The organism is Delftia sp. PX-1 (assembly GCF_055797465.1).
This window is the reverse complement of the sequence record NZ_CP184763.1, coordinates 2237561-2262426: the sequence shown is the minus strand read 5'-3', so window position 1 is coordinate 2262426 and position 24866 is coordinate 2237561. Positions and strand designations below refer to the sequence as shown.

Below are 24866 nucleotides of genomic sequence, written 5' to 3'. Positions count from 1 at the left end.
TTGGGCTTCGGTCCTGGTGCCGGGTTTACTGCGGCGCAGCATGCTAGCATCCCGCGCTCCCCCCGAGGCTCCTGATGAATACCAAACCACTGATCCCCCACTCCATCGTGATCGCCACGCGCGAGAGCCAGCTGGCACTGTGGCAGGCCGAGCATGTCCAGGCACTGCTGCGCGCCCGGGGGCATGAAGTGGAATTGCTGGGCATGACCACCAAGGGCGACCAGATCCTGGACCGCACGCTGTCCAAGGTGGGCGGCAAGGGCCTGTTCGTCAAGGAACTGGAAGTGGCGCTGGAAGAAGGACGCGCCCACATCGCCGTGCACTCGCTCAAGGACGTGCCCATGGAGCTGCCCGAAGGCTTTGTGCTGGCCTGCGTGATGGAACGCGAAGACCCGCGCGACGCTTTTGTCTCCAATCGCTACGCCGCGCTGGCCGAGCTGCCGCAGGGCGCCGTCGTCGGCACATCGAGCCTGCGCCGCCAGGCACTGCTGCAGGCCCTGCGCCCCGACCTGAGGATAGAGCCGCTGCGCGGCAACGTGAACACCCGCCTGCGCAAGCTGGACGAAGGCCACTACGACGCCATCGTGCTGGCCGCCGCAGGCCTGATGCGCCTGGGCCTGGCCGACCGCATCCGCGCCAGGTTCGAGCCCGCCGGCATGCTGCCTGCCGCAGGCCAGGGCGCGCTGGGCATCGAGGTGCGCGCCGACCGCCAGGACCTGATCGACGCCCTGGCCCCGCTGGCCCACCAGACCACCTGGCTGACCGTGACCGCCGAGCGCGCCGTCAGCCGCTGCATGGGCGGCAGCTGCTCCATGCCGCTGGCGGCGCACGGCACCTTCGACGGCCAGCAACTGCGCCTGGACGCAGCCTGGGGAGACCCGGAAGGCCGGCTGCCGCTGGTGCAGGTGCACGCCGATGCCACCGTCACCGACTTCGCCAGTGCCGACGCACTGGGCCAGCACGTGGCTGCGCTGCTGCAGGCGGCGGGCGCCCAGCCGGTCCCCAAGCTCTAGACGGCACGCCCACATGCCACCGCGCATACTCGTCACCCGCCCGGCCCATGACGCGGCCGCGTGGGTGGATGCGCTGCAGGCCCGGGGCCTTCCGGCCCAGCCGCTGGCGCTGATGGCCATAGGCCCCTGCCGCGATGCGGCCACGCAACAGGCCTTGCAGGCCGCCCGCAACGCGCTGCGCGAAGGCCCGGGCTACCGCGCCGTGATGTTCGTCAGCGGCAACGCCGTCCAGCATTTCTTCGGCACCGACCCCGCACGGCTTCCGGCCTCCACCCGCGCCTGGACGCCCGGCCCCGGCACCGCCCAGGCGCTGCTGGCCCTGGGCATTGCGCCAGCACAGATCGACGGCCCGCCACCGGACGCCGCCCAGTTCGAATCCGAAACGCTATGGCAGCGCGTGCATGACCAGATCCATGCGGGCGACCGCGTGCTCATCGTGCGCGGCGACAGCCAGGCAGGAGCGCCCAGGACCGTGCCGGCCACGGCAGGCGCCGGCCGCGATTGGCTGGCCGCCCGACTGCGCGAGGCAGGTGCCCAGGTCGAAATGCTGGCCGTCTACCAGCGCGAACTGCCTGCCTGGGATGCAGCCCAGACGGCACTGGCACGCCTGGCGGCCGAAGATGGCACGCTGTGGCTGCTCAGCAGCGCCGAATCCGTTGCCAACCTGCAACAGCTCCTGCCGGGCCAATCGTGGCAAAAAGCGCGAGCGCTCGCTACGCACGAGCGAATCGCTGCCCAGGCAAGACACATGGGATTCGGAGATGTCAAGCAATGCCGGCCCGCTCTGGAGGACGTGGTTGCGTCGATAGAATCGTCGCCATGAGTTCCGACGCAGCGCAAGACCGCCCCACCCCGCAGGACCTAACGCCCGCATCCTCCGCAGCAGCCTTCGCAGCCGGCTCCGCCCAAAGCAGCCCCGCTGCAGACCTGCGCGGCGGCTCCTCGGCCCTGGTCTACGGCGTGGGCGCCGTGGCCGTCGCGGCGCTCATTGCCTGCGGCATGCTGTGGCAGCGCCTGGGCAATATCCAGGAACAGCTGGCGCGCCAGTCCGCGCAGTCCGGCTCCCAGTCGGTCGAGGCCCGCACCCTGGCGCGCGATGCCCAGGACCTGGCCCGCGATAGCGCGGCGCGCACCTCGGTCATGGAGGCGCGCATTGCCGAGCTGTCTCTGCAGCGCACCCAGCTCGACGAACTCCTGCAAAGCATGTCGCGCTCGCGCGACGAAAACCTGGTGGTGGACATCGAATCCTCCATCCGCCTGGCACAGCAGCAGGCCGAGCTGTCCGGCAGCCTGCAGCCGCTGGTGGCCACGCTCAAGAACGCCCGCCAGCGCATTGAACGCGCCGCCCAGCCCCGGCTGGCCCCGGTCATGCGCGCGCTGGACCGCGACCTGGAACGGCTGGCCCGCATGAGCGTGACCGACACCGCCGGCCTGCTCACGCGCATCGAGGACCTGGTGCGCCTGGTCGACGAAATGCCCCTGCTCAACGCCGTGGCCCAGCCCCGCGCCAGCCGCCATCGCGGCGTGGCCGGCCAGGCGGCCCGCCAGCCCGAGCCCGCCCCCATCGAGGGCAGCCCCACCGAATGGCGCTGGTGGCAATCCTGGGGCGAGCGCGGCTGGACGGCCGTGCGCGAAGAAGCCCAGGACCTGCTGCGCGTCAGCCGCATAGACCACCCGGACGCCATCCTGCTGGCGCCGGAACAGGCCTATTTCCTGCGCGAGAACCTCAAGCTCAAGCTGCTGAACTCGCGCCTGGCCCTGCTGTCGCGCCAGTGGGATGCGGCGCGGGCCGACCTGGCCGCTTCCGGGATGGCCGTGAACAAGTACTTTGATCCTGCCGCGCGGCGCACCCAGATCGTGCAGGCCCAGCTGCAGCAGATCCAGGCCAATCTGCGCACCACCGAACAGCCTGCGCTGCAGGAAACCCTGGCGGCGCTGGCAACAGCGGCCGCAGGCCGCTGAGCAGCCGGGAGACAGACGAATGCGCGCTGCACTGTGGTTGATCGGTTTGTTCGGCATGGCCGTTGCGGCCGCCTTGTTCGCGGGCTCCAACCAGGGCACGGTGACCCTGTTCTGGGCGCCCTACCGCCTGGACCTGTCACTGAACCTGGCCATTGCCATCATCGTGCTGGCCTTCGTGCTGCTGTATGCCGCGCTGCGCGCGCTGGCCGCGCTGCTGCAGATGCCGCACCAGGCGCGGCGCTGGCGCAGCCAGCAGAAAGAGCGCGCCATGCACCACAGCCTGCTGGAAGCCCTGTCGCACCAGCAGGCCGGCCGCTTCCTGCGCGCACGCAAGTCCGCGCTGGCGGCCCTGGCCATGGAAGAGTCCCTGGCCGAGACCCATGCCGCCGTGCCGCACGGCATGCGGCTGCGCGCCGCCGCCCACATGGTGGCCGCCGATGCCTCCCATGCACTGCAGGACCGCCAGCAGCGCGACCACCATTGGCGTGAGGTCCTGGCCAACGCACCGGCCCAGGGCAACGCCCAGGAGCAGGAAATGCGCGAAGGCGCACAGATGCGCGCCGCGCGCTGGGCCCTGGACGACCGCGACGCATCCGACGCACTGCGCCGCCTGGCCGAACTGCCCCAGGGCGCGGCACGCCGCACGATCGCGCTGCGCATCCGCCTGAAGGCCTCGCGCCTGGCAGGCCAGACATCGACGGCGCTGGACACGGCGCGCCTGCTGGCCAAGCACCGCGCCTTCTCGCCCGCGGCCGCCGCCAGCGTGGTGCGCGGCCTGGTACTGGAGAGCATCAACGAGGCACGCGACACCACGCAGCTGCAGCACTTCTGGCTGTCGCTGGACACGGAAGAGCGCGCCATGCCCGAGATTGCGCTGCCGGCCGCATCGCGCCTCATGGCCCTGGGCGGCGAGGCCGCGCAGGCCCGTGCCTGGCTGCTGCCCGTGTGGGAGCGCCTGCTGTCCCACGCAGGCCCGCGCAGCGAATCCCACCTGCCGCGCCTGGTCCAGGTGCTGGAGCCCTGCCTGGACGGCCTGGACGGCGCCTGGCTGGCTCGCATCGAGGCGGCCAGCAACGCCCATCCGCGCGAAGCCCGCCTGCAATACCTGGCCGGCATGGCATGCGTGCAGCGCCAGCTCTGGGGCAAGGCCCAGCAGCTGTTGCTGCGCGCAGCCCCCCACCTGCAGGAAAGCGCACTGCGCACCCGCGCCTGGCAGCGCCTGGCCCTGATGGCCGAGCACCGCGGCGATGCCGATGCAGCGGCTGCCGCCTGGAAGCAGGCAGCGCAGGCCGTGGTCGTGCTGCCCGCCGATCCGACCCGGCCCTGAGCCCTCCGCGCGGCACGGCGAGCCTTCATCTTTTTTGAATCGAGCCGTCAATACCGCTGAACTCTTTTGGATTTGCCGCTTCCTACACTGCACGTTGTCCGCAGTGCACGAAGTCCACGCAGAGCGCACCGCACCCTTTCTTGCCATCCAGGGCCCCTTTGCAGGGGCCCTGAACGGTTCCAAAGCCTGCCGCCATCCATGACAGAGTCCTCAGCCCGCGCCAACGCGCCAGCAAAATCCTCCTCCAAAGCCACGCGCTACAACGGCGTGGCCATGGCTGCCCACTGGCTGCTGGCCCTGGGCCTGATCGCCGCCCTGGCCCTGGGCTGGTACATGACAGGCCTGCCGTTCTCGCCCTCGCGCCTGAAGCTCTACAACTGGCACAAGTGGCTGGGCGTCACGCTGTTGACGCTGAGCCTGCTGCGCCTGGTCTGGCGCATCACCCATCGCCCGCCCGAACTGCCCGCCGCCGTGGCCCGCGCCATGCCCCAATGGCAGCACTGGGCCCACAACGGCACCCACCACGCCATGTACCTGCTGTTCTTTGCCGTGCCCCTGCTGGGCTGGGCCTACAGCTCGGCGGCCGGCTTTCCCATCGTCTTCCTCGGCGTGCTGCCCCTGCCCGACTTCGTGAGCGCAAGCCCCGAGCTGGCCGAAACCCTCAAGCCCCTGCACGGCTGGGCGGCCTGGGCCCTGGTCGCGCTGATCGCCATGCATGTGGGCGCCGCCCTCAAGCACCAGTTCATCGACCGCGACGGCCTCATCTCCCGCATGCTGCCGGGCCGCGCCTGAGTTATCTCCCCCAGCCAGGGCCTGCGCACCGCGCTGCGCGCGCCCCAGCCATCCCCGATCGAATGTTTCCCGACCCCCAAAGGAGTCCTGCCATGCGCTTTTCCGCCACGCTGACCACCATTGCCCTGGCCGCTGCGGCCCTGACCTCCCAGGCGGCCCTGGCCGAGCAAAAGCTCGTTCCCGCCCAGAGCGCCGTGAACTTCACGGCCAAGCAGATGGGCGTGCCCCTGCAGGGCCACTTCAAGAAATTCGACGCCCAGGTCCAGTTCGACACGGCCAAGCCCGACACCAGCAAGATCCGCTTCACCGTGGACACCGGCAGCGCCACCATGGGCGCCAAGGAAACCGATGCCGAGCTGCCCAAGGCCGATTGGTTCAATGTCGCCAAATTCCCCCAGGCCGTCTTCGACTCCACGGCCGTCAAGGCGCTGGGCGGCGGCAAGTACCAGGTGGACGGCAAGCTCAGCATCAAGGGCCAGGTCCAGAACGTGAGCATTCCCGTGCAACTGGCACAGTCCGGTACCACGACCACGGCCACCGGCACGCTGCCGCTCAAGCGCCTGCAGTTCAAGATCGGCGAAGGCGAATGGGGCGATACCTCCATGGTGGCCGACGAGGTCCAGGTGCAATTCAAGCTGGCCCTGACCGGCGTGGGCAAGCTGTAAGCGGCACTCTTGCCCAGGATTGGCTGTTTTCTTTTCCGTTTCGTGCAACCCCAACCTAGGAGTTCTTTCATGCGCACTTCCGTGTTTGCCCTGGCCATTGCCGGCCTGTTCGCCACCGCTGCCCAGGCGGCTCCCGCAACCTACGCCATCGACCCGACGCACACCTTCGCCACGTTCGAGATCGACCACAACGGTGCCTCGACCAACCGCGTGCGCTTCGACAAGAAGAGCGGCACCGTGGAATTCGACCGTGACGCCAAGGCCGGCAAGGTCGAAGTCGTGCTGGAAATGGACTCGCTGAGCTCGGGCACCGCCGCCTTCGACAAGCATCTCAAGAGCGCCGACATCTTCAACGTGGCCAAGTTCCCCCAGGCCAAGTTCGTCTCCGACAAGTTCGTCTTCGACGGCGACAAGCTCAAGGAAGTCACCGGCCAGCTGACCATCCTGGACAAGACCCAGCCCGTGACCATCAAGGCCAACAAGTTCACCTGCTACCCCAACGCCATGCTGCAAAAGCGCGAGACCTGCGGCGGCGACTTCGAGGCCGTGATCGACCGCACCGCCTTCGGCGTGAACTACGGCGTGGACTACGGCTTCCCCAAGCAAGTGCGCCTGGTGATGTCCATCGAAGCGGTCAAGCAGCAGTAAAACGGTATTCGCCGCAGTGCCTTTCGGGGCGATGCGACCCAAAGCCCGTGATCCGGAAGCCGGTCACGGGCTTTTTTGCGTTGCGGGCCGGGCCTGCCACCTCCTGACCACGCCCGCCAGCCTGCGCACCCCTTGCTCGATGGCCTGCGGCTGCAGGCTCGCATAGCCCAGGACCAGCCCGGCGCAGGACTGGCGGCGATGGGCGTCACCGGCCGCATAGAGCGGCGAGATGGGGCGCACGCCCACGCCGCGCTCTCGCGCCAGACGCACCAGGGCAATTTCATCGCGCTGGTGCACGGCAGGCACCCAGGCCACCACATGCAGGCCCGAGGCCGAACCTTCGACCTGCACCGCGCCCGGCAGATGCCGCTCCAGCGCCTGCAGCAATGCCGCCCGCCGGCCTTCGTTGCGGCGGCGGGCGGCGCGCACATGGCGCTCGTAGCTGCCGTCCTCGATCAGCGCGGCCAGCACCAGCTGGTCCAGGCGCGGCGCATGCCGGTCGGCCAGCCGCCGGGCTTCCCGGAACACGGGCACCAGGGACGGCGGCAGCACCAGGTAGCCCATGCGCATTTGTGGGGACAAGGCCTTGGAGAAGGTGCCGACATGGATGACGCAACCCACCTCGTCAATGGACTGCAGGGCGTCGATGGGGCGCAGCCCGTAGCGGAAATCGCCATCGTAGTCGTCTTCCAGAATCCAGGCACCCGTGGCGCGCGCCCAGGCCAGCAGCTGCTGCCTGCGGCCTATGGGCAGCACGCCGCCCAGCGGAAACTGGTGCGAGGGCGTGACATAGGCCAGCCGCGCCTGGCGCCCGGCCAGCGCCGAGGTATCCAGGCCCTGTTCATCGACGGCCATTTCCTGCAGGCATGCGCCCTGGGCCTCGAACACGCGGCGCGCCATCAGGTAGCAGGGTTCTTCCATCAGCACGGTCTCGCCCGGATCGACCAGCACGCGCGCGCACAGGTCGATGGCCTGCTGCGAGCCCTGCACCACCACGATCTGATCGGCCGAACAGACAAGCCCCCGCGCCCTTCGCAGATAGCCTTGCAGCGCCATGCGCAGCGCCGGCTCGCCTTCGGGCGCGTCGTAGGACAGGGAGGACTGGCGCTGCACGATGGCGCGGTTGTAGGCGCGCCGCCAGGCCAGCGTGGGAAAGTCATCAAAGGCCAGGGCGCCGTACAGAAAGTCGATCACGGCAGGCCCTTCATCCCCGGCGCGAGCGGGCTGGGCCTGCGCCAGCGCATCCACGCGCCGTCCATAGGAGGACAGGCGGGATCGGCAATCCTGCGCCGCAGCCGCAATGCGGGGCGCGCGGCTGCGCTGCTCCGCGCCAGCTGCCACGCGCGCCCGGGCGCCCTGTGCAGTCTCCAGATATCCCTCGGCCGCAAGCTGCTCGTAGGCCGCCGTGATGGTGGTGCGCGACACACCCAGGTCCAGCGCCAGCGCGCGGGTGGAAGGCAGGCGCGCGCCCACGGCCAGGCTGCCGTCGGCCATCTGGGATTTCAGCCATTCGTGGATGCGGCGGGCGCTGGGCGCAGCCCCGGTATCGGCGGCGAAATGGGACTTCAACTGGTCTTCCAAAAAATCACGAAACTGGATTTTTCATTGTGCCAGGGATGGTGGATAGTCCTGTTTCCCCCGATGCCGGTCCACCGTTGCACCAAGCTCCATGTACACGCCCGCCCATTTCTCCCTCACCGATTCCGGCAGCCTGCACGGCCTGATCCGCAGCCACCCCCTGGGCACGCTCGTCACCCAGGCCAACGGCGTGCTGGACGCCAACCACCTGCCGTTCCTGCTGGATGCGGCCCCAGGGGAGATGGGCACGCTGAGCGCCCATGTGGCCCGCGCCAATCCCATCTGGCAGCAGTGCCGCGACGGCGCCGAGGTGCTGGTCGTCTTCCGTGGTGCCGAAGGCTATATCTCGCCCAGCTGGTATCCAAGCAAGCACGAGACGCACCGCCTGGTGCCCACCTGGAACTACGAGGCCGTGCATGTGCACGGGCAAATCAGCATCCATGACGACGAGAGATTCGTGCGCGGCCTGGTCGGGCGGCTCACGCGGGTCCATGAGGCATCGCAGGCCCAGCCCTGGAAGATGTCCGACTCGCCGCGTGAATTCATCGACGGCATGCTGCAGGCCATCGTCGGCCTGCAGATCCGCATCACCCGCCTGGAGGGCAAGGCCAAGCTCAGCCAGAACCGGCAGGCCCGCGACCTGGAAGGCGCCATCGGCGCGCTGCGCGAGCGCGGACAGGAGCCGCTGGCCGGCGCCATGGATGCGGCGCCGCGCATCTAGCGCCAGCCACCCTCACACAGGTTGCCAACCATCGATGTACACCTCCACCTTCACCTTCGCGCCGGGCGCATACGACGCGCAGTTCCATGCCCTTGACGGCCGGATCGCCGAGATCGCCCGCGCCATCCCCGGCTACCTGGGCGAAGAGGCCTGGGAGAACCCCGCCACAGGCCTGGTCTCCAACGTCTACTACTGGCAGACCTGGGAGGCGCTGCAAGAGCTGATGCGCCACCCTGCGCATATCGAGGCCAAGCGGCAGCAGGCGCGCTGGCTCAAGGGCTACCAGGTGGTGATCGCCCAGGTGGTGGGCACCTACGGCGATGGCGGGATAGCGCACCCGCTGGCCACCGCTGCGCAAGGCACTGCGCACCCGGCTCGCTGACCGGACCCGCTTTTGGCCCGATGATGGCGGCCATGCGATGGCGTTTTGATCCTGTTTCCCTGGTGTGGGCGGTGGCCCTGTTTGTCCTGCTCGTGCTGCTGGCCACCGTCGGCGCGCGCTGGGGCTGGGTGCGCAGCTTCTTCGGCGACGTGTTGGCCGTGGCCTGGGTCTATGCCGTGTTCAAGACCGTGATCGCCGCGCGCGTGCTGACGCTGGCATCGGCCGCACTGTGCGTGGGCCTGCTGGTGGAGCTGGGCCAGTTCCTGGCATCGACCTTCCAGTTGCACATTCCCAACCGCGCTTTGCGCATCGTGCTGGGCAGCACGGCCGACTGGTGGGATGTGCTGGCCTATGTGATGGGTTTTGCAGCCGTGCTGGTGGTGGAGGCTGCGTTCCAAAGCCGCAGAGCCAGGCGTGTGCTCTGATCAGGCCCGTACAGCGCAGCCACCGGCCTTGAGCACCCGCTTCGTCGAGGCCGGATACCGCTCCAGCTTGTCCGCCGGCCGGCGCGGCCTGGCCACCAGCTCGCCACCGCAGTTGGGGCAGGCGCCGTGCAGCACATGATCCGCACAGCCGGCACAGAACGTGCACTCGAAGGTGCAGATGCGGGCCTCGGCAGACTCTGGCGGCAGGTCCTTGTCGCAGCATTCGCAGTTGGGTCGAAGCTCAAGCATCGGTGCACTCCGGGTGTGGTCCATGAAGACTGGCATCCTAGTGGATGTGCTCTGCCGGGGAGCGGTCCTCGCTCTCCATCTGCAGCGTCGTATGGTGCAGGTCGAAGCCGGTCTGCAGCCTGTCTTCGATATCGCGGCGCACCTGCTCGCCGTCCGCGCCGGGCAGCAGCACCACATGGCCGGTCAGCATGCGCTTGCTCTGCGTGACCGCCCACAGGTGGACATCGTGGATCGCTGCCACGCCCGCCGTGCCCGAAATCGTCTCGCGCACTGCCTGCAGGTTCATCCCCGAGGGCACGCCTTCCAGCAGGATATTGATGCACTCGCGCAACAGGGTCCAGGTCCGCGGGAACACCATGAAGCCGATGCCCACGGCCACCGCCGAGTCGATCCACCGCCAGCCCGTCAGCCAGATCAGCGCGGCACCGGCGAGCACGCCGATCGAGCCCAGCATGTCAGCCCACACCTCCAGGTACGCGCCCTTCACGTTCAGGCTCTCGTCCTTGCCGCCCGACAGCAGGCGCATGGAGATCAGATTGATCACCAGGCCCGCGGCCGCCACCGCCATCATGCCCAGGGACTGGATTTCCGCGGGTGCCGACAGGCGGCGGTAGGCCTCATACAGGATGTAGAAGGCCACGCCCAGCAGCACCAGCGCATTGACGGCGGCGGCCAGGATCTCGAAGCGCGCATAGCCGTAGGTGCGCAGCAGGTCGGCTGCCTTGCGGCCGGCGCGTATGGCCACCAGGGCTAGCAGCAGCGCCATCGCGTCGGTCAGCATGTGCATGGCGTCGGAGATCAGGGCCAGGCTGCCCGTGACCATGCCGCCGATGATCTCCACCACCATGAAGGTGCCGGTCAATCCGAAGGCAAACCAGAGACGGGATTCCGGCAGGGCGCGCACGTCGCCGTGCTGATGGCTGTCGCTCATGAGGTTCCTTGACTTGAAAACGGTTGTGAACAGAGGGCCGCCGCATCCATGGCGACCATGGCAAGCGGGGGATCGGACCTCGATGAGAAAGCGTGAAGTGACTTGAAGGTCAAGTGCTGGCGGCAACTCGGCACCGCAGGTGGCCCGGACACCGCAGCGCGCATATCCCTGCATCCATCGCAACATTTCATTTAGGTAAATTGATTACGAATAGTAGAATCAAGACATCCACCAAGGAGACATTCGATGAACACAAGCGCCCGTCCCGACCTGTCCACACTGCCACCGCCCGCCGCCGTGCAGCAGCTGCACCACTACGCCTACAAGGCCCGCGATGCCGAGGAGACCCGCCACTTCTACGAGGACATCCTGGGCCTGCCGCTCTACCACATCATCCAGAGCGACTACGTGCCCAGCACGGGCGAGTACTGCCCCTACACGCACTTCTTCTTCCGCCTGAAGGATGGGTCGTTCATCGCCTTCTTCGACATCGGCGACGACGAAAAGGCCCTGCCCTCGCCCAACACGCCGCTGTGGATCAACCACATCGCCTTCCGCGTGGACACCGTCGAGGAACTGGAGAACACCAAGGCCCGCCTGGTGGCGCATGGCATCGAGGTGCTGGGCGTGACCGACCACCACATCTTCAAGAGCATCTATTTCTTCGATCCCAACGGCATCCGCCTGGAGCTGTCGGCCCAGCTGGCCGACGAAGTGCAGATGGCGCGCGAAAGCACCACCGCCCACGCCCGCCTGAACGAGTGGACGGCACGCAAGGAGCAATGGCGCAAGGAACGCGCCGAAGGCAAGGCCGCCCAGCCGCTCAAGCCCCAGAGCAACGACCGGCCCGAGTTCGTCCCCGACGCAGCGGCCTGAATAAGACCCGGCGAACAGGCAGGCGGACGGGGTCGGTAGAATCCCCGTCAAACCGTCATCCATTTCGCATATGCAGACGGCATCCCTTCAACGGATGCCGTTTTCATTTGCCAAACGCCATTCGCACAATTCCCCGCAAGCAAGCCATGAGCGACACCATTGCCCAGCCAGGCCTCGACAGCCTGTCCAAATCGTTTGAACCCGCAGCCATCGAGGCCCAATGGGGCCCCGAATGGGAAAAGCGCGGCTACGGCGCAGCCGGCGTGCGCGGCACGGGCCAGGCAGATGCATCCCAGCCCTCGTTCTCCATCCAGCTGCCACCGCCCAATGTGACGGGCACGCTGCACATGGGCCATGCGTTCAACCAGACCATCATGGACAGCCTCACGCGCTACCACCGCATGAAGGGCCACAACACGGTCTGGGTGCCCGGCACCGACCACGCGGGCATCGCCACGCAGATCGTGGTGGAGCGCCAGCTGCAGGAGCAGGGCATCGCCAGCCGCCACGACATGGGCGCGACGCCTCCCGAGGCGCGCAAGAACTTCGTGAGCAAGGTCTGGGAATGGAAGAACCAGAGCGGCAACACCATTACCGGCCAGATGCGCCGCATGGGCGACAGCGTGGACTGGAGCCGCGAGTACTTCACCATGGACGACAAGCTGTCGTCCATCGTCAACGAGACCTTCGTGCGCCTGTACCAGCAGGGCCTGATCTACCGTGGCAAGCGCCTGGTGAACTGGGATCCCAAGCTGATGTCCGCCGTCTCCGACCTCGAGGTCGAGAACGAGGAAAAGGACGGCTCGCTGTGGCACATCGCCTATCCGCTGGCCGACGGCTCGGGCCAGCTCGTGGTGGCCACCACGCGCCCGGAAACCATGCTGGGCGACGCAGCCCTGATGGTGCACCCCGAGGACGAGCGCTACCAGGCGCTGATCGGCAAGACCGTGATCCTGCCCCTGGTGGGCCGCGAGATCCCCATCATTGCCGACGACTACGTGGACCGCGAGTTCGGCACGGGCGTGGTCAAGGTCACGCCCGCGCATGACAACAACGACTACGCCGTGGGCCAGCGCCACGGCCTGCCGATGATCTGCGTGCTGACGCTCACGGCCACCATCAACGACGAGGCGCCCGAGAAGTACCGCGGCATGGACCGCTTCGTGGCGCGCAAGGCCATCGTGGCCGACCTGGACGCGGCCGGCCTGCTGGTCGAGACCAAGAAGCACAAGCTCATGGTGCCCATCTGCACGCGCACGGGCCAGGTGATCGAGCCCATGCTGACCGACCAGTGGTTCGTGGCCATGAACAAGGTCGGCGAAGGCGATGCCACCGGCAAGTCCATCGCGCAGAAGGCCATCGATGCCGTCTCCAGCGGCCAGGTGCAGTTCGTGCCCGAGAACTGGGTCAACACCTACAACCAGTGGATGAACAACATCCAGGACTGGTGCATCTCGCGCCAGCTGTGGTGGGGCCACCAGATTCCCGCCTGGTACGACGAGGACGGCAAGGTCTACGTGGCCCGCACCGAGGAAGAAGCCCAGGCCCAGGCCCCCGGCAAGACGCTCACGCGTGACGAGGACGTGCTGGACACCTGGTACTCCTCGGCCCTGGTGCCGTTCTCCACCATGGGCTGGCCGAACCAGACCGAGGCGGCCGACGATGACTACAACCTCTACCTGCCCAGCTCGGTGCTGGTCACGGGCTACGACATCATCTTCTTCTGGGTCGCCCGGATGATCATGATGACCACGCACTTCACGGGCCGCGTGCCCTTCCGCCATGTCTACATGCATGGCCTGGTGCGTGACGCCCAGGGCAAGAAGATGAGCAAGTCCGAGGGCAACGTGCTCGACCCCGTGGACCTGATCGACGGCATCGACCTGGACACCCTGCTGGACAAGCGCACCCAGGGCCTGCGCCGCCCCGAGACCGCCCCCCAGGTGCGCAAGAACACGCAAAAGGAATTCCCCGAGGGCATTCCCGCCTACGGCGCCGACGCGCTGCGCTTCACCTTCGCGGCCCTGGCCTCGCTGGGCCGCTCCATCAACTTCGACAGCAAGCGCTGCGAGGGCTACCGCAACTTCTGCAACAAACTGTGGAACGCCAGCCGCTTCGTGCTGATGAACTGCGAAGGCCATGACTGCGGCCTGCTGCCCCACACCAAGGAGCAATGCCAGGCCGGCGGCGAGTTCGCGGGCTACATGCAGTTCAGCCAGCCCGACCGCTGGATCACCTCGCAGCTGCAGAAGGTCGAGGCCGAAGTGGCCAAGGGCTTTGCCGAATTCCGCCTGGACAACGTGGCCAACGCGCTGTACGACTTCGTCTGGAACGAGTTCTGCGACTGGTACCTGGAAATCGCCAAGGTGCAGATCCAGACCGGCAGCGAGGCCCAGCAGCGCGCCACGCGCCGCACGCTGATCCGCACGCTGGAGGCCATCCTGCGCCTGGCCCACCCCATCATCCCGTTCGTGACCGAAGCCCTGTGGCAGAAGGTCGCCCCGGTCGCCGGCCTGCCCGGCGAGTCCGTGGCCGTGGCCCGCTACCCCGAGGCCCAGCCCGAGAAGATCGACGAAGCCGCCATCGCCTACGTGGGCCGCATCAAGCAGATGATCGACGCCTGCCGCACGCTGCGCGGCGAGATGGGCGTGTCGCCCGCACAGCGCCTGCCGCTGCTGGCCGTGGCCAGCTCGGCCGACGAGGCGCAGTTCCTGCGCACCAACGCCGCCGTGCTTCAGAACCTGGCCAAGCTCAGCGAAGTCAAGGTGTTCGACGACGAAGCCGCCTGGGCCGAGGCCGCCCAGGCCGCGCCCGTCTGCGTGGTGGGCGAGGCGCGCCTAGCGCTGTTCGTGGAGATCGACGTGGCTGCCGAAAAGGCCCGCCTGTCCAAGGAAGCCGCACGCCTGGAAGGCGAGATCACCAAGGCCAATGCCAAGCTGGGCAACGAGGCCTTCGTGGCCAAGGCGCCCCCGGCCGTCATCGACCAGGAAAAGAAGCGCGTGGCCGACTTCGGCGCCACGCTGATCCGCATCCAGGAACAACTCGCCCGCCTGGGTTGAAAGATCCGTTTATGAGCACCCAGACCCGTGTCCGCAAAGCCGTGTTTCCCGTTGCCGGGCTCGGCACGCGCTTTCTGCCCGCCACCAAGGCCTCTCCCAAGGAGATGCTGCCCGTGGTGGACAAGCCGCTGATCCAGTACGCCGTGGAAGAGGCCTACGAGGCCGGCATCCGCGACATGATCTTCGTCACCGGCCGCAGCAAGCGCGCCATCGAGGACCATTTCGACACCGCCTACGAGCTGGAAAACGAACTGGAGAACGCCGGCAAGCAGGCCATGCTGGAGCTGGTGCGCAGCATCAGCCCCGCCGACATGAACTGCCTGTTCGTGCGCCAGCCGCGCTCCCTGGGCCTGGGCCACGCCGTGCTGTGCGCCGAGCCGCTGGTGGGCAACGAGCCCTTTGCCGTGCTGCTGGCCGACGACCTGATGGTGGGCGAGTCCGGCGGCCCGGGCGTGATGGCCCAGATGACCTCGGCTTTCCAGAAACAGGGCCGCTCCCTGCTGGCCGTGCAGGAAGTGCCGCTGGAGCAGACCAAGCGCTACGGCATCGTGGCCGGCGAGCCGGCCGGCGGCGCGCTGATGCGCATCGAGAAGATCGTCGAAAAGCCCGCGCCCGAGAAGGCGCCCTCGCGCATGGGCGTGGCCGGCCGCTATGTGCTGACACCGGCCATCTTCGAGGAGATCCGCAACCAGCCCAAGGGCGTGGGCGGCGAGATCCAGCTGACCGACGCCATCGAACGCCTGATGGCCCATGAAGCCGTCTACGCCTTCCAGTACCAGGGCAAGCGCTACGACTGCGGCAGCAAGGAAGGCTTTCTGCAGGCCACGGTGGAGCTGGCGCTGCAGCACGAGGATGTGGGCGCGAGCTTCCGCGAATACCTGCAGGGCCTGAGCATCTGAGGCCGGGCCCCAGGGCCGCCCCTGCCCCATGCAAAAGGCCTGCGAAAGCAGGCCTTTTTCTTTGGAGCGAGCCGCGTGCAGCCGCTCAGCGCCGGCGCAGGATGTGGATGAACTCCGCGCCCACGGTCTGCTGCTCCACCAGCTCATTGCCGGTCTGCTTGGCGAAGGCCTGGAAGTCGCGCAGCGATCCGGTATCCGTGGCCACCACCTTGAGCAGCTGGCCGCTGTCCAGTTCGGCCAGCGCCTTCTTGGCCTTGAGAATGGGCAGCGGGCAGTTGAGCCCGCGCGTGTCGATTTCCTTGTGAATTTCCATCGGATGCACCTCTTGAGCCTGGGATTCTAGGCGGCATCGCGGCTGAGGCCGGCAGCAGTGTCTTGATCGGCGCGACTCGCTTCAGCCTCCTGGGCCTGCTCGGCACGCTTCCAGAAGTCACGGATCACAGGATCATGCCCCCGGCTGCGCAGCCACTTGGCCAGCGCCATGCCCGTGCCGGAAGGCCAGGCCTGGACTTTCTCGGGCTCCAGCAGGCGGTATTCCAGCAGCTCGGGCGACAGCCGCACCTGGCCGCTGGCGCGCACATGGAAGGCGATGATCACCTGGTTCATGCGCAGGAACTCATGCACGCTGATCAGCTCCAGCGACTCGGCCTTCAGGCCGGTTTCCTCCGCCACCTCGCGCGCCACGCCCTCCTCGGGCGACTCGCCGGCCTCCATGAAGCCCGTGATCAGGCCGAAGACCTTCTCGGGCCAGGCCGCATTGCGCGCCAGCAGCACCTTGCCGTCCAGCTCCACGATGGCGGCCAGCACGGGCGTGGGATTGTTCCAGTGCGTCCAGCCGCACTCGGGGCAGCGCAGGCGCGATACATCGCCGCCGTCCTCGGCCTGGATCACCCACTGCAGGGGCGTTGCGCAGTGCGTGCAATAGCGGGTTTCATAGTGCATGGGGCTGTTCCTGGTTTTTTGCTGTCCTGGCTCAATGCAAACAGGAAGGCCCGCCGGAAGGCGGGCCTGTCGCTGTATCAGGCGGGGAAGACGCCCGTGGACAGATAGCGGTCGCCGCGGTCGCAGACCACGAAGACGATGGTGGCGTTGTTCTCGCGCTCGGCAATCTGCTGGGCCACCCAGCAGGCGCCGGCAGCCGAGATGCCGGCAAAGATGCCTTCCTCGCGCGCCAGGCGGCGCGCCATGTCCTCGGCATCGTCCTGGCCCACGAGCACGGTCTCGTCGATCAGCGAGGCGTCGTAGATCTTGGGCATGTATTCCTCGGGCCACTTGCGGATGCCGGGGATGCGCGAGCCTTCGGCCGGCTGGGCGCCCACGATGCGGATGGCAGGGTTCTTTTCCTTGAGGAACTTCGCCACGCCGGTGATCGTGCCCGTGGTGCCCATGGCGCTCACGAAATGGGTGATCTCGCCGCCGGTCTGCTCCCACAGCTCGGGGCCGGTGGTCTCGTAGTGGATGCGCGGATTGTCGGGGTTGCCGAACTGGTCGAGCACCACGCCCTTGCCCTGGGCCACCATCTGGTCGGCCAAGTCGCGCGCGTATTCCATGCCGCCGCTCTTGGGCGTGAGGATCAGCTCGGCGCCATAGGCCTTCATCGTCTGGGCACGCTCGATGGACAGGTCCTCGGGCATGATCAGCACCATCCGGTAGCCCTTGATCGTGGCGGCCATGGCCAGCGCAATGCCGGTATTGCCCGAGGTGGCCTCGATCAGCGTGTCGCCGGGCTTGATGTCGCCGCGCTCTTCGGCGCGACGGATCATCGACAGGGCCGGCCTGTCCTTGACCGAACCGGCCGGGTTGTTGCCTTCCAGCTTGCCCAGCACCACGTTGCCACGTTCCTGGCGAGACTGCGCACCGATGCGCTGCAATGCCACCAGGGGCGTGCGGCCGATGGCGTCTTCGATGGTCGGATAAATTTTCATAGCCTCACACTGTGCCATAATTCGCCCCTGCGCTAAGTAGCCCGGGTGGTGAAATTGGTAGACGCAGGGGACTCAAAATCCCCCGCCGCAAGGCGTGCCGGTTCGATTCCGGCCCCGGGCACCAGAGATTACGTAGCCGAAAAAGCAGTCCGCTGCTTTTTCGGCTATTTCTTTTCCGGCCGCTGTCTTCACAGTGTCCGCACACCCCTCCTTCCTGCACCAGCCCTTTTCAGCGGCTGCACTGCAATTCAAGGCCTCCAGCCTGACCAGATCCTGCGTCCTCATGCCTTGGGCGGGATAGCCCCTGCGCGCTTTCACCCGCACACCGCCCAACCTGTGTACAACTTTGGCATCAAGCCACCTCCAAGGCGGAAACGGACTGCAATCAGGCGCATGTCCAGCCCGCCCCGAATCGCCCCCACCGCGGCCTGCCCCCTAGCCTTGCCCAGTGCGCGAAATCCGGCACCTTCCCTCTGAAAACCGGTATCTGCACCATCGCCATGCAGCCAATTTCCGGCGCGGGCACCAGCCCGGTGCGCCCGCTGCAAAAGCCTGGTGATGCCCATGAAAAAAGCCACCCTGGGGTGGCTTTTTTTCTCCACAGAACCCTTGAACAACCCTGTGGATATTCAGTGAACAGCAAGTGAACGAGGCGTCCAAGTGCTTGCATTCACTGGCCGCAAGCTAGGCTGCCTGCAAATCAGGCAGCCCCTGAATCCAAGGGAAAACCCTTGAAACCGGGGTCACCTGCCGCGCCGCGCCTCAGGCATCGGAGCGGCGGATCTGGGCGCGGCCCGCCGCCGTGATGTGCCATTGATGGCTGCTGTCCACTTCGACCAGTCCACGCTCGCGCAGCCTCTTGGACAGATGCTCGCGCGCCGCGCTTTCCAGCGACACGGGCTCGCCCATTTCCAGCTTCTTGAGCACTTCGAGTTCATCCACCGTCGGCTCGTACACGGGTGCGTGATATGTGGTTTCGGCCATCGCTACTCCTTCGCTATTCAAAGTCTCATGCCCCGGCACTGCCCAAGGCATGGGTCCCAACATAGCGTTGGCCGGGACGCCGCGCAATCGGTGTCCGCACCTTTTTTCGCGATGTGGGCGATGATGGCACGCTTTGCGGCGGCGTCCCACAGGTGCCGGGGCACTGCCCTGTCCGGGAAACGGGCAGCCCGCTCTCTTGCCGCCGCCCTCTGCTCTCCGCTCTTGCCATCTGCTCCAGGGATTCAGGTTTTCATGTTGTACGCCATCACCGCCTTGTTCGCCTTCCAGTTGCTGGGAGAGGCCATCGTCCAGCTCACGGGGCTGCCGCTTCCGGGAGCGCTCGTGGGCACGCTGCTGCTGCTGGCGGCGCTGCTGCTGCACGGCCGCCTGCCCGAGTCGCTGGAGAAGGCCGCCGGCGTGCTGCTGCAGAACATGATGCTGCTGTTCATTCCCGTCATTGCAGGCGTGATGCTGGAGTTCGACCGGCTGTCGCGCGAATGGCAGCCCTTCGTGATCGCCTGCGTGGCGGGTGCAGCCATTACCTTCCTGGCCACGGCCTTCACCTTCCGCTGGTGCCTGGAGCGCCAGCGCGCCCGCGAGGCGGCCGCCAGCCAGGGAGACAAGGCATGAGCGCGCTCACCACCCACTGGCACAGCGCCTGGCAGTCGCTGTCCGGCAATGCCTCCACCGCCCACCTGCCCTGGCTGGTGCTGACCATGGCCGTCTACCTGGCGGCCATGGCGCTGTACCGCAGAAGCGGCAACCATCCGCTCCTGATTCCCGTCTTCACGGCCGTGGTCGTCATCGTGGGCGTGCTGCTGGCCACGGGCACCTCCTATGCCAGCTACCGCAGCGGCGTCTCGCTGCTGGGGCTGCTGATCGGCCCGGCCACCGTCGCGCTGGCAATTCCGCTGTACGCCCAGCGCGAGCGCATCCGCGCGCTGTGGCTGCCCATCAGCGTGGCGCTGGCCGTGGGCTGCGTGGTGGCGTTGCTGTCGGCACTGCTGATTGGCTGGAGCCTGGGCGCCACGGTGCAGACGCTGGTGGCGCTGGCGCCCAAGTCGGCCACCATTCCCATCGCCCTGCCCATGGCCGAGCGCTTTGGCGGGCCGGCCTCGCTGGCGGCAGTGGCCGTGGCCATCACCGGCATTGCGGGCACGATGATGGCGCCGCTGCTGATCCGCCTGGTGCGCAGCGATGACCCGGCCGTGCAGGGTTTTGCCCTGGGACTTACGGCCCACGCCATCGGCACGGCACGCGCGCTGCAGGTGAATCCGACCATGGGCGCCTTCTCGGCCCTGGCCATGGGCCTGAACGGCGTGGCCACGGCCGTGGTCATGCCGCTGTGCCTGGCCGTGCTGCCCTGGTTTTGAGCGCGATTGCGGGTTTTCCCCAGAGACACCCCCACAAGCCTGTGGACAAGCGCCGCCAGCAGCAAGGATAAGTCAGTTAAGTGACTGTCATCGTTGAACAATCCAAGGCCTGCTTAATTTTCAGGCAGGCCGGTGCTCCCTGGCGCGCTGCTGCAGCCATGAAGAGAACACGCGCAGGGCGGGCGCGGGCTGGGCATCGGGCGCCAGGGCCGGGGTGACCAGGTAGTAGGCGCGGTTGCCGCGCAGCGGCTGGGGGCAGGCAATGATGAGGTCGCCGCGCGCCAGTTCCTGCTCGATCAGCATGGGCGGCATCAGCGCCACGCCCAGGCCCTGGCTGGCGGCCACGGCCAGCATGGAAAACAGCTCCAGCCGCATGCCGTCCAGCGCGCGCGGCGCGGCCACGCCCATGGCATCGAACCACTGCTGCCAGCCGTAGGGCCGCGTGCTTTGCTGCAGCAGCGGCATCCGGGCCACGATGTCCGCCCCCACAGGCAGCCAGGCCCGGCCCGGCTCGCGCGCCTGGGCCGTGGCCAGCAATTGCGGGCTGCACACGGGCACCACCTCTTCGTCCATCAGCCATTGCGCCTGCACACCGGGCCAGCGTGCCACCTGCTCGGGCGTGCCTGCATAGAGCGCAGCGTCGAACACGGTATCGGCAAACAGGAAGGGCCGCGTCTGCACATCGATGTGCACGGTGACCTCGGGATGCTCGCGCGCTAGCTGCGGCAGGCGCGGCAGCAGCCAGCGCGTGGCGAAGGTGGGCACGGCCGCCAGATTGAGCGGGCCTCCCTCGCCCTGGTGGGCCATGATGTCCAGCGTGTCGCGCTCCAGGCCGTGCAGCCAGCGGGAGACCTGCTGGGCGTACTGCGTGCCGGCCTCGGTCAGCAGCACGCCGTGGCGCGTGCGCCGGAACAGCTGCACGCCCAGGAACTCCTCCAGCGCAATGATCTGGCGCGATACCGCGCTTTGCGTGAGCGACAGCTCCTGCGCAGCACGCGTGTAGCTGATGTGGCGGGCGGCCGACTCGAAGCAGGCAAGGGCTTGGGTGGATGGCAGGGCTCTACGCATATCTCATGAATTCAATGCACTTCAGAGCCTCACATCATAGGGAATAACCCGCAACAACCCATTCATACATGCGTTTTACGCATTCATGGATGAACAAACATCGTTTGCGCCACGCGCAGGCCCGCTTCTAAGATGCGTCGCAACAACGCTCCATGGTCACAGCCTGCCCGGCTTTGGCATATGGCAGCGACCCGCCCTTGACCTCTTTGTTTTTTGGAGAAACCACGCCATGGCCCGCAACAGCTTCCAATGGGATGACCCCTTCCAGCTCGACCAGCAACTGAGCGAAGACGAGCGCATGATCCGCGACGCGGCCCATGCCTACTGCCAGGAGAAGCTGGCACCCCGCGTGCTGGAAATGTTCCGCCATGAAAAGACCGACGTGAGCATCTTCCGCGAGATGGGCGAGCTGGGCCTGCTGGGCCCCACCATCCCCACGCAGTACGGCGGCGCGGGCCTGAACTATGTCAGCTACGGCCTGGTGGCGCGCGAGATCGAGCGCGTGGACTCGGGCTACCGCTCCATGGCCAGCGTGCAAAGCTCGCTGGTGATGGTGCCCATCAATGAATTCGGCACCGAAGACCAGAAGAACAGGTACCTGCCCAAGCTGGCCAGCGGCGAGTTCATCGGCTGCTTCGGCCTGACCGAACCCGACCACGGCTCCGACCCCGGCAGCATGTCCAGCCGCGCCTACAAGGTGGACGGCGGCTACCGCCTCAAGGGCAACAAGATGTGGATCACCAACAGCCCCGTGGCCGACGTGTTCGTGGTCTGGGCCAAGGAAGTGACCGAGGACGGCCATGTGGGCGAGATCCGCGGCTTCATCCTGGACAAGGGCATGAAGGGCCTGTCGGCCCCGGCCATCCACGGCAAGGTGGGCCTGCGCGCCTCCATCACGGGCGAGATCGTGATGGACGATGTCTTCGTCCCCGAGGAAAACGCCTTCCCCGAGGTGCGCGGCCTCAAGGGCCCCTTCACCTGCCTGAACAGCGCACGCTTCGGCATTGCCTGGGGCGCCCTGGGCGCAGCCGAGTTCTGCTGGCACACGGCGCGCCAGTACACGCTGGACCGCAAGCAGTTCGGCCGCCCCCTGGCCGCCAACCAGCTGGTGCAGAAGAAGCTGGCCGACATGCAGACCGAGATCACCCTGGGCCTGCAGGCCGCGCTGCGCGTGGGCCGCATGAAGGACGAGCACCAGAACGTGATCGAGATCACCTCGCTGATCAAGCGCAACAACTGCGGCAAGTCGCTGGACATTGCCCGCATGGCGCGCGACATGATGGGCGGCAACGGCATCAGCGACGAGTTCGGCGTGGCCCGCCACCTGGTCAACCTGGAAGTGGTCAACACCTACGAAGGCACGCACGATGTGCATGCGCTGATCCTGGGCCGGGCGCAGACCGGCATCGCAGCTTTTGCCAACTGACCCCCTGAGGCGCTTCGCGCCTTCCCCCTTCTCGCTTCGCGGAGGGGGACGACGCCCTCGCCGCGAGGCGGCTCTTGCTCGGCGTCCCTGGCCTGCTCCACGCCCATGTCACACGCTATGGGTGATGGAAGCTCAAGCCCTGATCTGAACTACCAGCGGCATCGGGCGCGCTCATATTTCTTCCCTCTCATGTCCTCCACATCCTCCGCGCCGGCCGCATTGGCTGGCATCAAGGTGCTTGATCTTTCCCGCGTGCTGGCCGGGCCCTGGTGCACGCAGACACTGGCCGACCTGGGCGCCGATGTGATCAAGGTCGAGCGGCCCGTGGCCGGCGATGACACGCGCCACTGGGGGCCTCCGTTCCTGCCGCGCGACGATGGGCAGGCCACGCAGGAGGCCAGTTATTTCACGGCCTGCAACCGCAACAAGCGCTCGGTCACCATCGACATGTCCACCCCCGATGGGCAGCAGCTGATTCGCCAGATGGCGGCCGGGGCCGATGTGCTGGTGGAGAACTTCAAGGTCGGTGGCCTGGCGCAGTACGGGCTGGACTACGAAAGCCTCAAGGCGCTCAACCCGCGCCTGATCTATTGCTCGGTCACGGGTTTCGGCCAGACCGGCCCGTATGCCGAGCGCGCGGGCTACGACCTCATGGTGCAGGCCATGTGCGGGCTGATGAGCATCACCGGCCATGCCGACGAGGCGCCCGGAGGCGGCCCGCTCAAGGTGGGCGTGGCCGTGATCGATGTCTTCACGGGCCTGTATGCCAGCAATGCCATCCTGGCCGCGCTGCATGCGCGCCAGGCCTCGGGCCGGGGCCAGCACATCGACATGGCCCTGCTCGACGTGGGCATGGCCGTGCTGGCCAACCAGGCCGCCGGCTTTCTGGCCACGGGCGAATCGCCGGGCCGCGCCGGCAACATCCACCCCAGCCTGGCGCCCTACCAGGACTTCGCCACGGCCAACGGCAACGTGCTGCTGGCCATTGGCAATGACGGGCAGTTCGCGCGCTTTTGCGCCGCCGTCGGCGAAGCCGGCTGGGCGCAGGACGAGCGCTTTGCCACCAACACCGCGCGCGTGCGCAATCGCCAGGCGCTGCTGGAGCGGATGGTGCCCCTCATGAAGACACGCGGCACGGCCGAATGGATTGCGCTGCTGGAAGACAAGGCCGTGCCCTGCGGCCCCATCAACACCATCGCCCAGGCCTTCGACGACCCGCAGGTGCGCGCACGCGGCATACGCGTCGAGCTGCCGCGCGAGGCCGGCGACGGCATCTCGCGCATCGCCAGCGTGGCCAGCCCCATGCGCCTGAGCGATACCCCGCCCGTGCTGCGCAGCGCACCGCCCTCCCTGGGCCAGCACACCGATGAAGTACTGGGCGAGCTGGGCCTGGCGCCCATGGCCATCCAGGCGCTGCGCTCGCGCGGCGTGGTCTGATCGCCTGCGCCAGGCAACACCGCCTCCTCCACATCTTTTTCCTCAAGCACCGCCATACGAATGTCTTAAAAAACCCAGCCTTCCCACCCGTCGGTGCCTCACAACAAACGCTCACAACATCCATTCAAGGAGACAACACCATGACTCACACCACTCGCATCGCGCTCGCCGGCATCCTCGGCGCCCTCGCGCTGTCGGGCGCAGCCCATGCCCAGGGCTACCCTGCCAAACCCATCAAGCTGCTCGTGCCCTTCGCGGCCGGCGGCACCACCGACCTGATCGCGCGCATCGTGGCCGAGCCGCTGGGCCGCGCCCTGGGCCAGCCCGTGGTGGTCGAGAACAAGGGCGGCGGCGGCGGCAGCATCGGCGCGGCCGAGACGGCGCGCTCCCAGCCCGACGGCTACAGCCTGGGCATCGCCACCGTGTCCACCACGGCCACCAACCCGGCGATCAACCCCAAGATCCCGTACAACGTGCTGACAGACTTCACGCCCATCGTGAACATCGCGGCCACGCCCAACATCATTGCGGCCCACCCCAAGTTCGCGGGCAAGAACTACCAGGAGTTCCTGGCCGAGGTGAAGAAGAACCCCGGCAAGTACTCCTACGCCTCGCCCGGCAACGGCAGCATCACCCATCTGATGATGGAGATGTTCAAGCTGTCCACGGGCACCGACATCACCCACGTGCCCTACCGTGGCAGCGGCCCCGCGCTGAACGACGCCGTGGCCGGCCAGGTTCCGCTGATCTTCGACAACCTGCCCTCGGCCCTGGGCTTCGTCAAGGAAAAGCGCCTGGTGCCCATCGTGGTGGCCGCGCCCCAGCGCCTGGCAGCGCTGCCCGATGTGCCCACCTTCAAGGAAGTGGGCCTGGCCCCCGTCAACCGCATGGCCTACTACGGCATCGTCGGCCCCAAGAACCTGCCGCGCGACATCGTGGACAAGGTCAACGCCGCCACGCGCAAGGTGCTGCAGGACCCCGCCATCAAGAAGCGCATCGAGGAAACCGGCTCGCTGATCGTGGCCGACACGCCCGAGCATTTCTTTGAAGAGATCAAGGCCGAACTGGCGGTCTACAAGGACGTGGTGCAAAAGCAGAACCTGACGATGGATTGAGCCTGCGCGTC

26 protein-coding genes and 1 tRNA gene are annotated in these 24866 nt (G+C 67.3%); 19 read left to right on the top strand and 8 right to left on the bottom strand.

Annotation, left to right across the window (positions count from 1 at the left end):
* The first annotated feature begins 74 nt into the window (after positions 1-74).
* From hemC to ACN20X_RS10480, 7 genes are all read left to right on the top strand, one after another.
* Entirely contained in the window at positions 75-1013 is a 939-nt protein-coding gene (gene hemC, locus ACN20X_RS10510) for a hydroxymethylbilane synthase (RefSeq protein ID WP_074921588.1), read from the top strand.
* Between the two features lie 13 nt (positions 1014-1026).
* Positions 1027-1836 (top strand): uroporphyrinogen-III synthase, encoded by an 810-nt coding sequence (locus tag ACN20X_RS10505; RefSeq protein ID WP_034365390.1) that lies wholly within the window; start codon positions 1027-1029, stop codon positions 1834-1836.
* Positions 1833-2975: a uroporphyrinogen-III C-methyltransferase gene (locus ACN20X_RS10500; RefSeq protein WP_034399587.1), complete on the top strand. Its 1143-nt coding sequence runs from the start codon at positions 1833-1835 to the stop codon at positions 2973-2975. The genes ACN20X_RS10505 and ACN20X_RS10500 overlap by 4 nt, the downstream gene beginning before the upstream one ends.
* Positions 2976-2994: 19 nt before the next feature.
* The gene (locus tag ACN20X_RS10495) at positions 2995-4302 is read left to right on the top strand and encodes a heme biosynthesis HemY N-terminal domain-containing protein (RefSeq protein ID WP_016452499.1); all 1308 of its coding nucleotides are present in this window, start codon (positions 2995-2997) and stop codon (positions 4300-4302) included.
* A gap of 198 nt (positions 4303-4500) precedes the next feature.
* Entirely contained in the window at positions 4501-5094 is a 594-nt protein-coding gene (locus ACN20X_RS10490; protein ID WP_016452500.1) for a cytochrome b, read from the top strand.
* Positions 5095-5186: 92 nt separating this feature from the next.
* Positions 5187-5759, top strand: a complete 573-nt coding sequence (locus ACN20X_RS10485) for a YceI family protein (RefSeq protein ID WP_016448944.1) — start codon at positions 5187-5189, stop codon at positions 5757-5759.
* A 69-nt stretch (positions 5760-5828) separates the two neighbouring features.
* Positions 5829-6407, top strand: a complete 579-nt coding sequence (locus ACN20X_RS10480; RefSeq protein WP_016448945.1) for a YceI family protein — start codon at positions 5829-5831, stop codon at positions 6405-6407.
* A gap of 63 nt (positions 6408-6470) precedes the next feature.
* Here the strand turns inward: ACN20X_RS10480 and pdxR are convergent, their stop codons facing one another.
* Entirely contained in the window at positions 6471-7976 is a 1506-nt protein-coding gene (gene pdxR, locus ACN20X_RS10475) for a MocR-like pyridoxine biosynthesis transcription factor PdxR (protein WP_473210565.1), read from the bottom strand.
* 100 nt (positions 7977-8076) lie between these two features.
* On the opposite strand from pdxR, the gene ACN20X_RS10470 reads away from it, so the two are divergent.
* From ACN20X_RS10470 to ACN20X_RS10460, 3 genes are read left to right on the top strand one after another with little or no spacing between them, the layout of a single operon-like run.
* Positions 8077-8706 (top strand): FMN-binding negative transcriptional regulator, encoded by a 630-nt coding sequence (locus tag ACN20X_RS10470; protein WP_473210564.1) that lies wholly within the window; start codon positions 8077-8079, stop codon positions 8704-8706.
* A gap of 34 nt (positions 8707-8740) precedes the next feature.
* Positions 8741-9088, top strand: coding sequence for an antibiotic biosynthesis monooxygenase family protein (locus ACN20X_RS10465; protein WP_473210563.1), 348 nt, complete (start codon positions 8741-8743; stop codon positions 9086-9088).
* A 20-nt stretch (positions 9089-9108) separates the two neighbouring features.
* Positions 9109-9513 (top strand): ribosomal maturation YjgA family protein, encoded by a 405-nt coding sequence (locus ACN20X_RS10460; RefSeq protein WP_473210562.1) that lies wholly within the window; start codon positions 9109-9111, stop codon positions 9511-9513.
* Here the strand turns inward: ACN20X_RS10460 and ACN20X_RS10455 are convergent, their stop codons facing one another.
* Both ACN20X_RS10455 and ACN20X_RS10450 read right to left on the bottom strand, forming a co-directional pair.
* Complete coding sequence (locus ACN20X_RS10455) at positions 9514-9762, bottom strand: DUF1272 domain-containing protein (RefSeq protein WP_012204142.1); 249 nt, start codon at positions 9760-9762, stop codon at positions 9514-9516.
* Positions 9763-9799: 37 nt separating this feature from the next.
* Positions 9800-10693, bottom strand: a complete 894-nt coding sequence (locus tag ACN20X_RS10450; protein ID WP_126311794.1) for a cation diffusion facilitator family transporter — start codon at positions 10691-10693, stop codon at positions 9800-9802.
* 246 nt (positions 10694-10939) lie between these two features.
* Between ACN20X_RS10450 and ACN20X_RS10445 the strand changes: the two genes are divergently transcribed.
* From ACN20X_RS10445 to galU, 3 genes are all read left to right on the top strand, one after another.
* A complete protein-coding gene (locus ACN20X_RS10445) occupies positions 10940-11569 on the top strand; it encodes a VOC family protein (RefSeq protein WP_012204140.1) in 630 nt (209 codons plus the stop codon).
* 146 nt (positions 11570-11715) lie between these two features.
* Positions 11716-14628 (top strand): valine--tRNA ligase, encoded by a 2913-nt coding sequence (locus ACN20X_RS10440; protein ID WP_016452505.1) that lies wholly within the window; start codon positions 11716-11718, stop codon positions 14626-14628.
* Between the two features lie 11 nt (positions 14629-14639).
* Complete coding sequence (gene galU / locus ACN20X_RS10435) at positions 14640-15527, top strand: UTP--glucose-1-phosphate uridylyltransferase GalU (RefSeq protein WP_016448953.1); 888 nt, start codon at positions 14640-14642, stop codon at positions 15525-15527.
* Positions 15528-15612: 85 nt separating this feature from the next.
* On the opposite strand, the gene ACN20X_RS10430 is transcribed toward galU, so the two are convergent.
* From ACN20X_RS10430 to cysM, 3 genes are all read right to left on the bottom strand, one after another.
* Positions 15613-15840: a sulfurtransferase TusA family protein gene (locus tag ACN20X_RS10430; protein WP_012204137.1), complete on the bottom strand. Its 228-nt coding sequence runs from the start codon at positions 15838-15840 to the stop codon at positions 15613-15615.
* Positions 15841-15866: 26 nt separating this feature from the next.
* The gene (locus tag ACN20X_RS10425) at positions 15867-16469 is read right to left on the bottom strand and encodes an NUDIX hydrolase (RefSeq protein WP_016452506.1); all 603 of its coding nucleotides are present in this window, start codon (positions 16467-16469) and stop codon (positions 15867-15869) included.
* A 77-nt stretch (positions 16470-16546) separates the two neighbouring features.
* A complete protein-coding gene (gene cysM, locus ACN20X_RS10420; protein ID WP_017407070.1) occupies positions 16547-17452 on the bottom strand; it encodes a cysteine synthase CysM in 906 nt (301 codons plus the stop codon).
* A 39-nt stretch (positions 17453-17491) separates the two neighbouring features.
* Here cysM and ACN20X_RS10415 point away from each other — a divergent pair.
* Positions 17492-17576 (top strand) — tRNA-Leu (locus tag ACN20X_RS10415).
* 638 nt (positions 17577-18214) lie between these two features.
* Here ACN20X_RS10415 and ACN20X_RS10410 read toward each other — a convergent pair.
* A complete protein-coding gene (locus ACN20X_RS10410) occupies positions 18215-18436 on the bottom strand; it encodes a hypothetical protein (RefSeq protein ID WP_016452574.1) in 222 nt (73 codons plus the stop codon).
* 252 nt (positions 18437-18688) lie between these two features.
* On the opposite strand from ACN20X_RS10410, the gene ACN20X_RS10405 reads away from it, so the two are divergent.
* Together ACN20X_RS10405 and ACN20X_RS10400 are read left to right on the top strand one after the other, a co-directional pair.
* Entirely contained in the window at positions 18689-19066 is a 378-nt protein-coding gene (locus ACN20X_RS10405) for a CidA/LrgA family protein (RefSeq protein WP_016448957.1), read from the top strand.
* The gene (locus ACN20X_RS10400) at positions 19063-19809 is read left to right on the top strand and encodes an LrgB family protein (protein WP_047217793.1); all 747 of its coding nucleotides are present in this window, start codon (positions 19063-19065) and stop codon (positions 19807-19809) included. Before ACN20X_RS10405 ends, ACN20X_RS10400 begins: the two co-directional genes overlap by 4 nt.
* 120 nt (positions 19810-19929) lie before the next feature.
* On the opposite strand, the gene ACN20X_RS10395 is transcribed toward ACN20X_RS10400, so the two are convergent.
* On the bottom strand, positions 19930-20877 hold the full coding sequence (locus ACN20X_RS10395) for a LysR substrate-binding domain-containing protein (protein WP_012204131.1): 948 nt from the start codon (positions 20875-20877) through the stop codon (positions 19930-19932).
* A gap of 229 nt (positions 20878-21106) precedes the next feature.
* On the opposite strand from ACN20X_RS10395, the gene ACN20X_RS10390 reads away from it, so the two are divergent.
* The 3 genes from ACN20X_RS10390 (at position 21107) to ACN20X_RS10380 (ending at position 24855) form a co-directional block, all read left to right on the top strand.
* On the top strand, positions 21107-22303 hold the full coding sequence (locus ACN20X_RS10390; protein WP_016448959.1) for an acyl-CoA dehydrogenase: 1197 nt from the start codon (positions 21107-21109) through the stop codon (positions 22301-22303).
* Between the two features lie 189 nt (positions 22304-22492).
* Positions 22493-23740, top strand: a complete 1248-nt coding sequence (locus tag ACN20X_RS10385) for a CaiB/BaiF CoA transferase family protein (protein WP_046986356.1) — start codon at positions 22493-22495, stop codon at positions 23738-23740.
* Between the two features lie 140 nt (positions 23741-23880).
* Positions 23881-24855 (top strand): tripartite tricarboxylate transporter substrate binding protein BugE, encoded by a 975-nt coding sequence (locus ACN20X_RS10380; RefSeq protein ID WP_016452578.1) that lies wholly within the window; start codon positions 23881-23883, stop codon positions 24853-24855.
* Positions 24856-24866 lie beyond the last annotated feature (11 nt).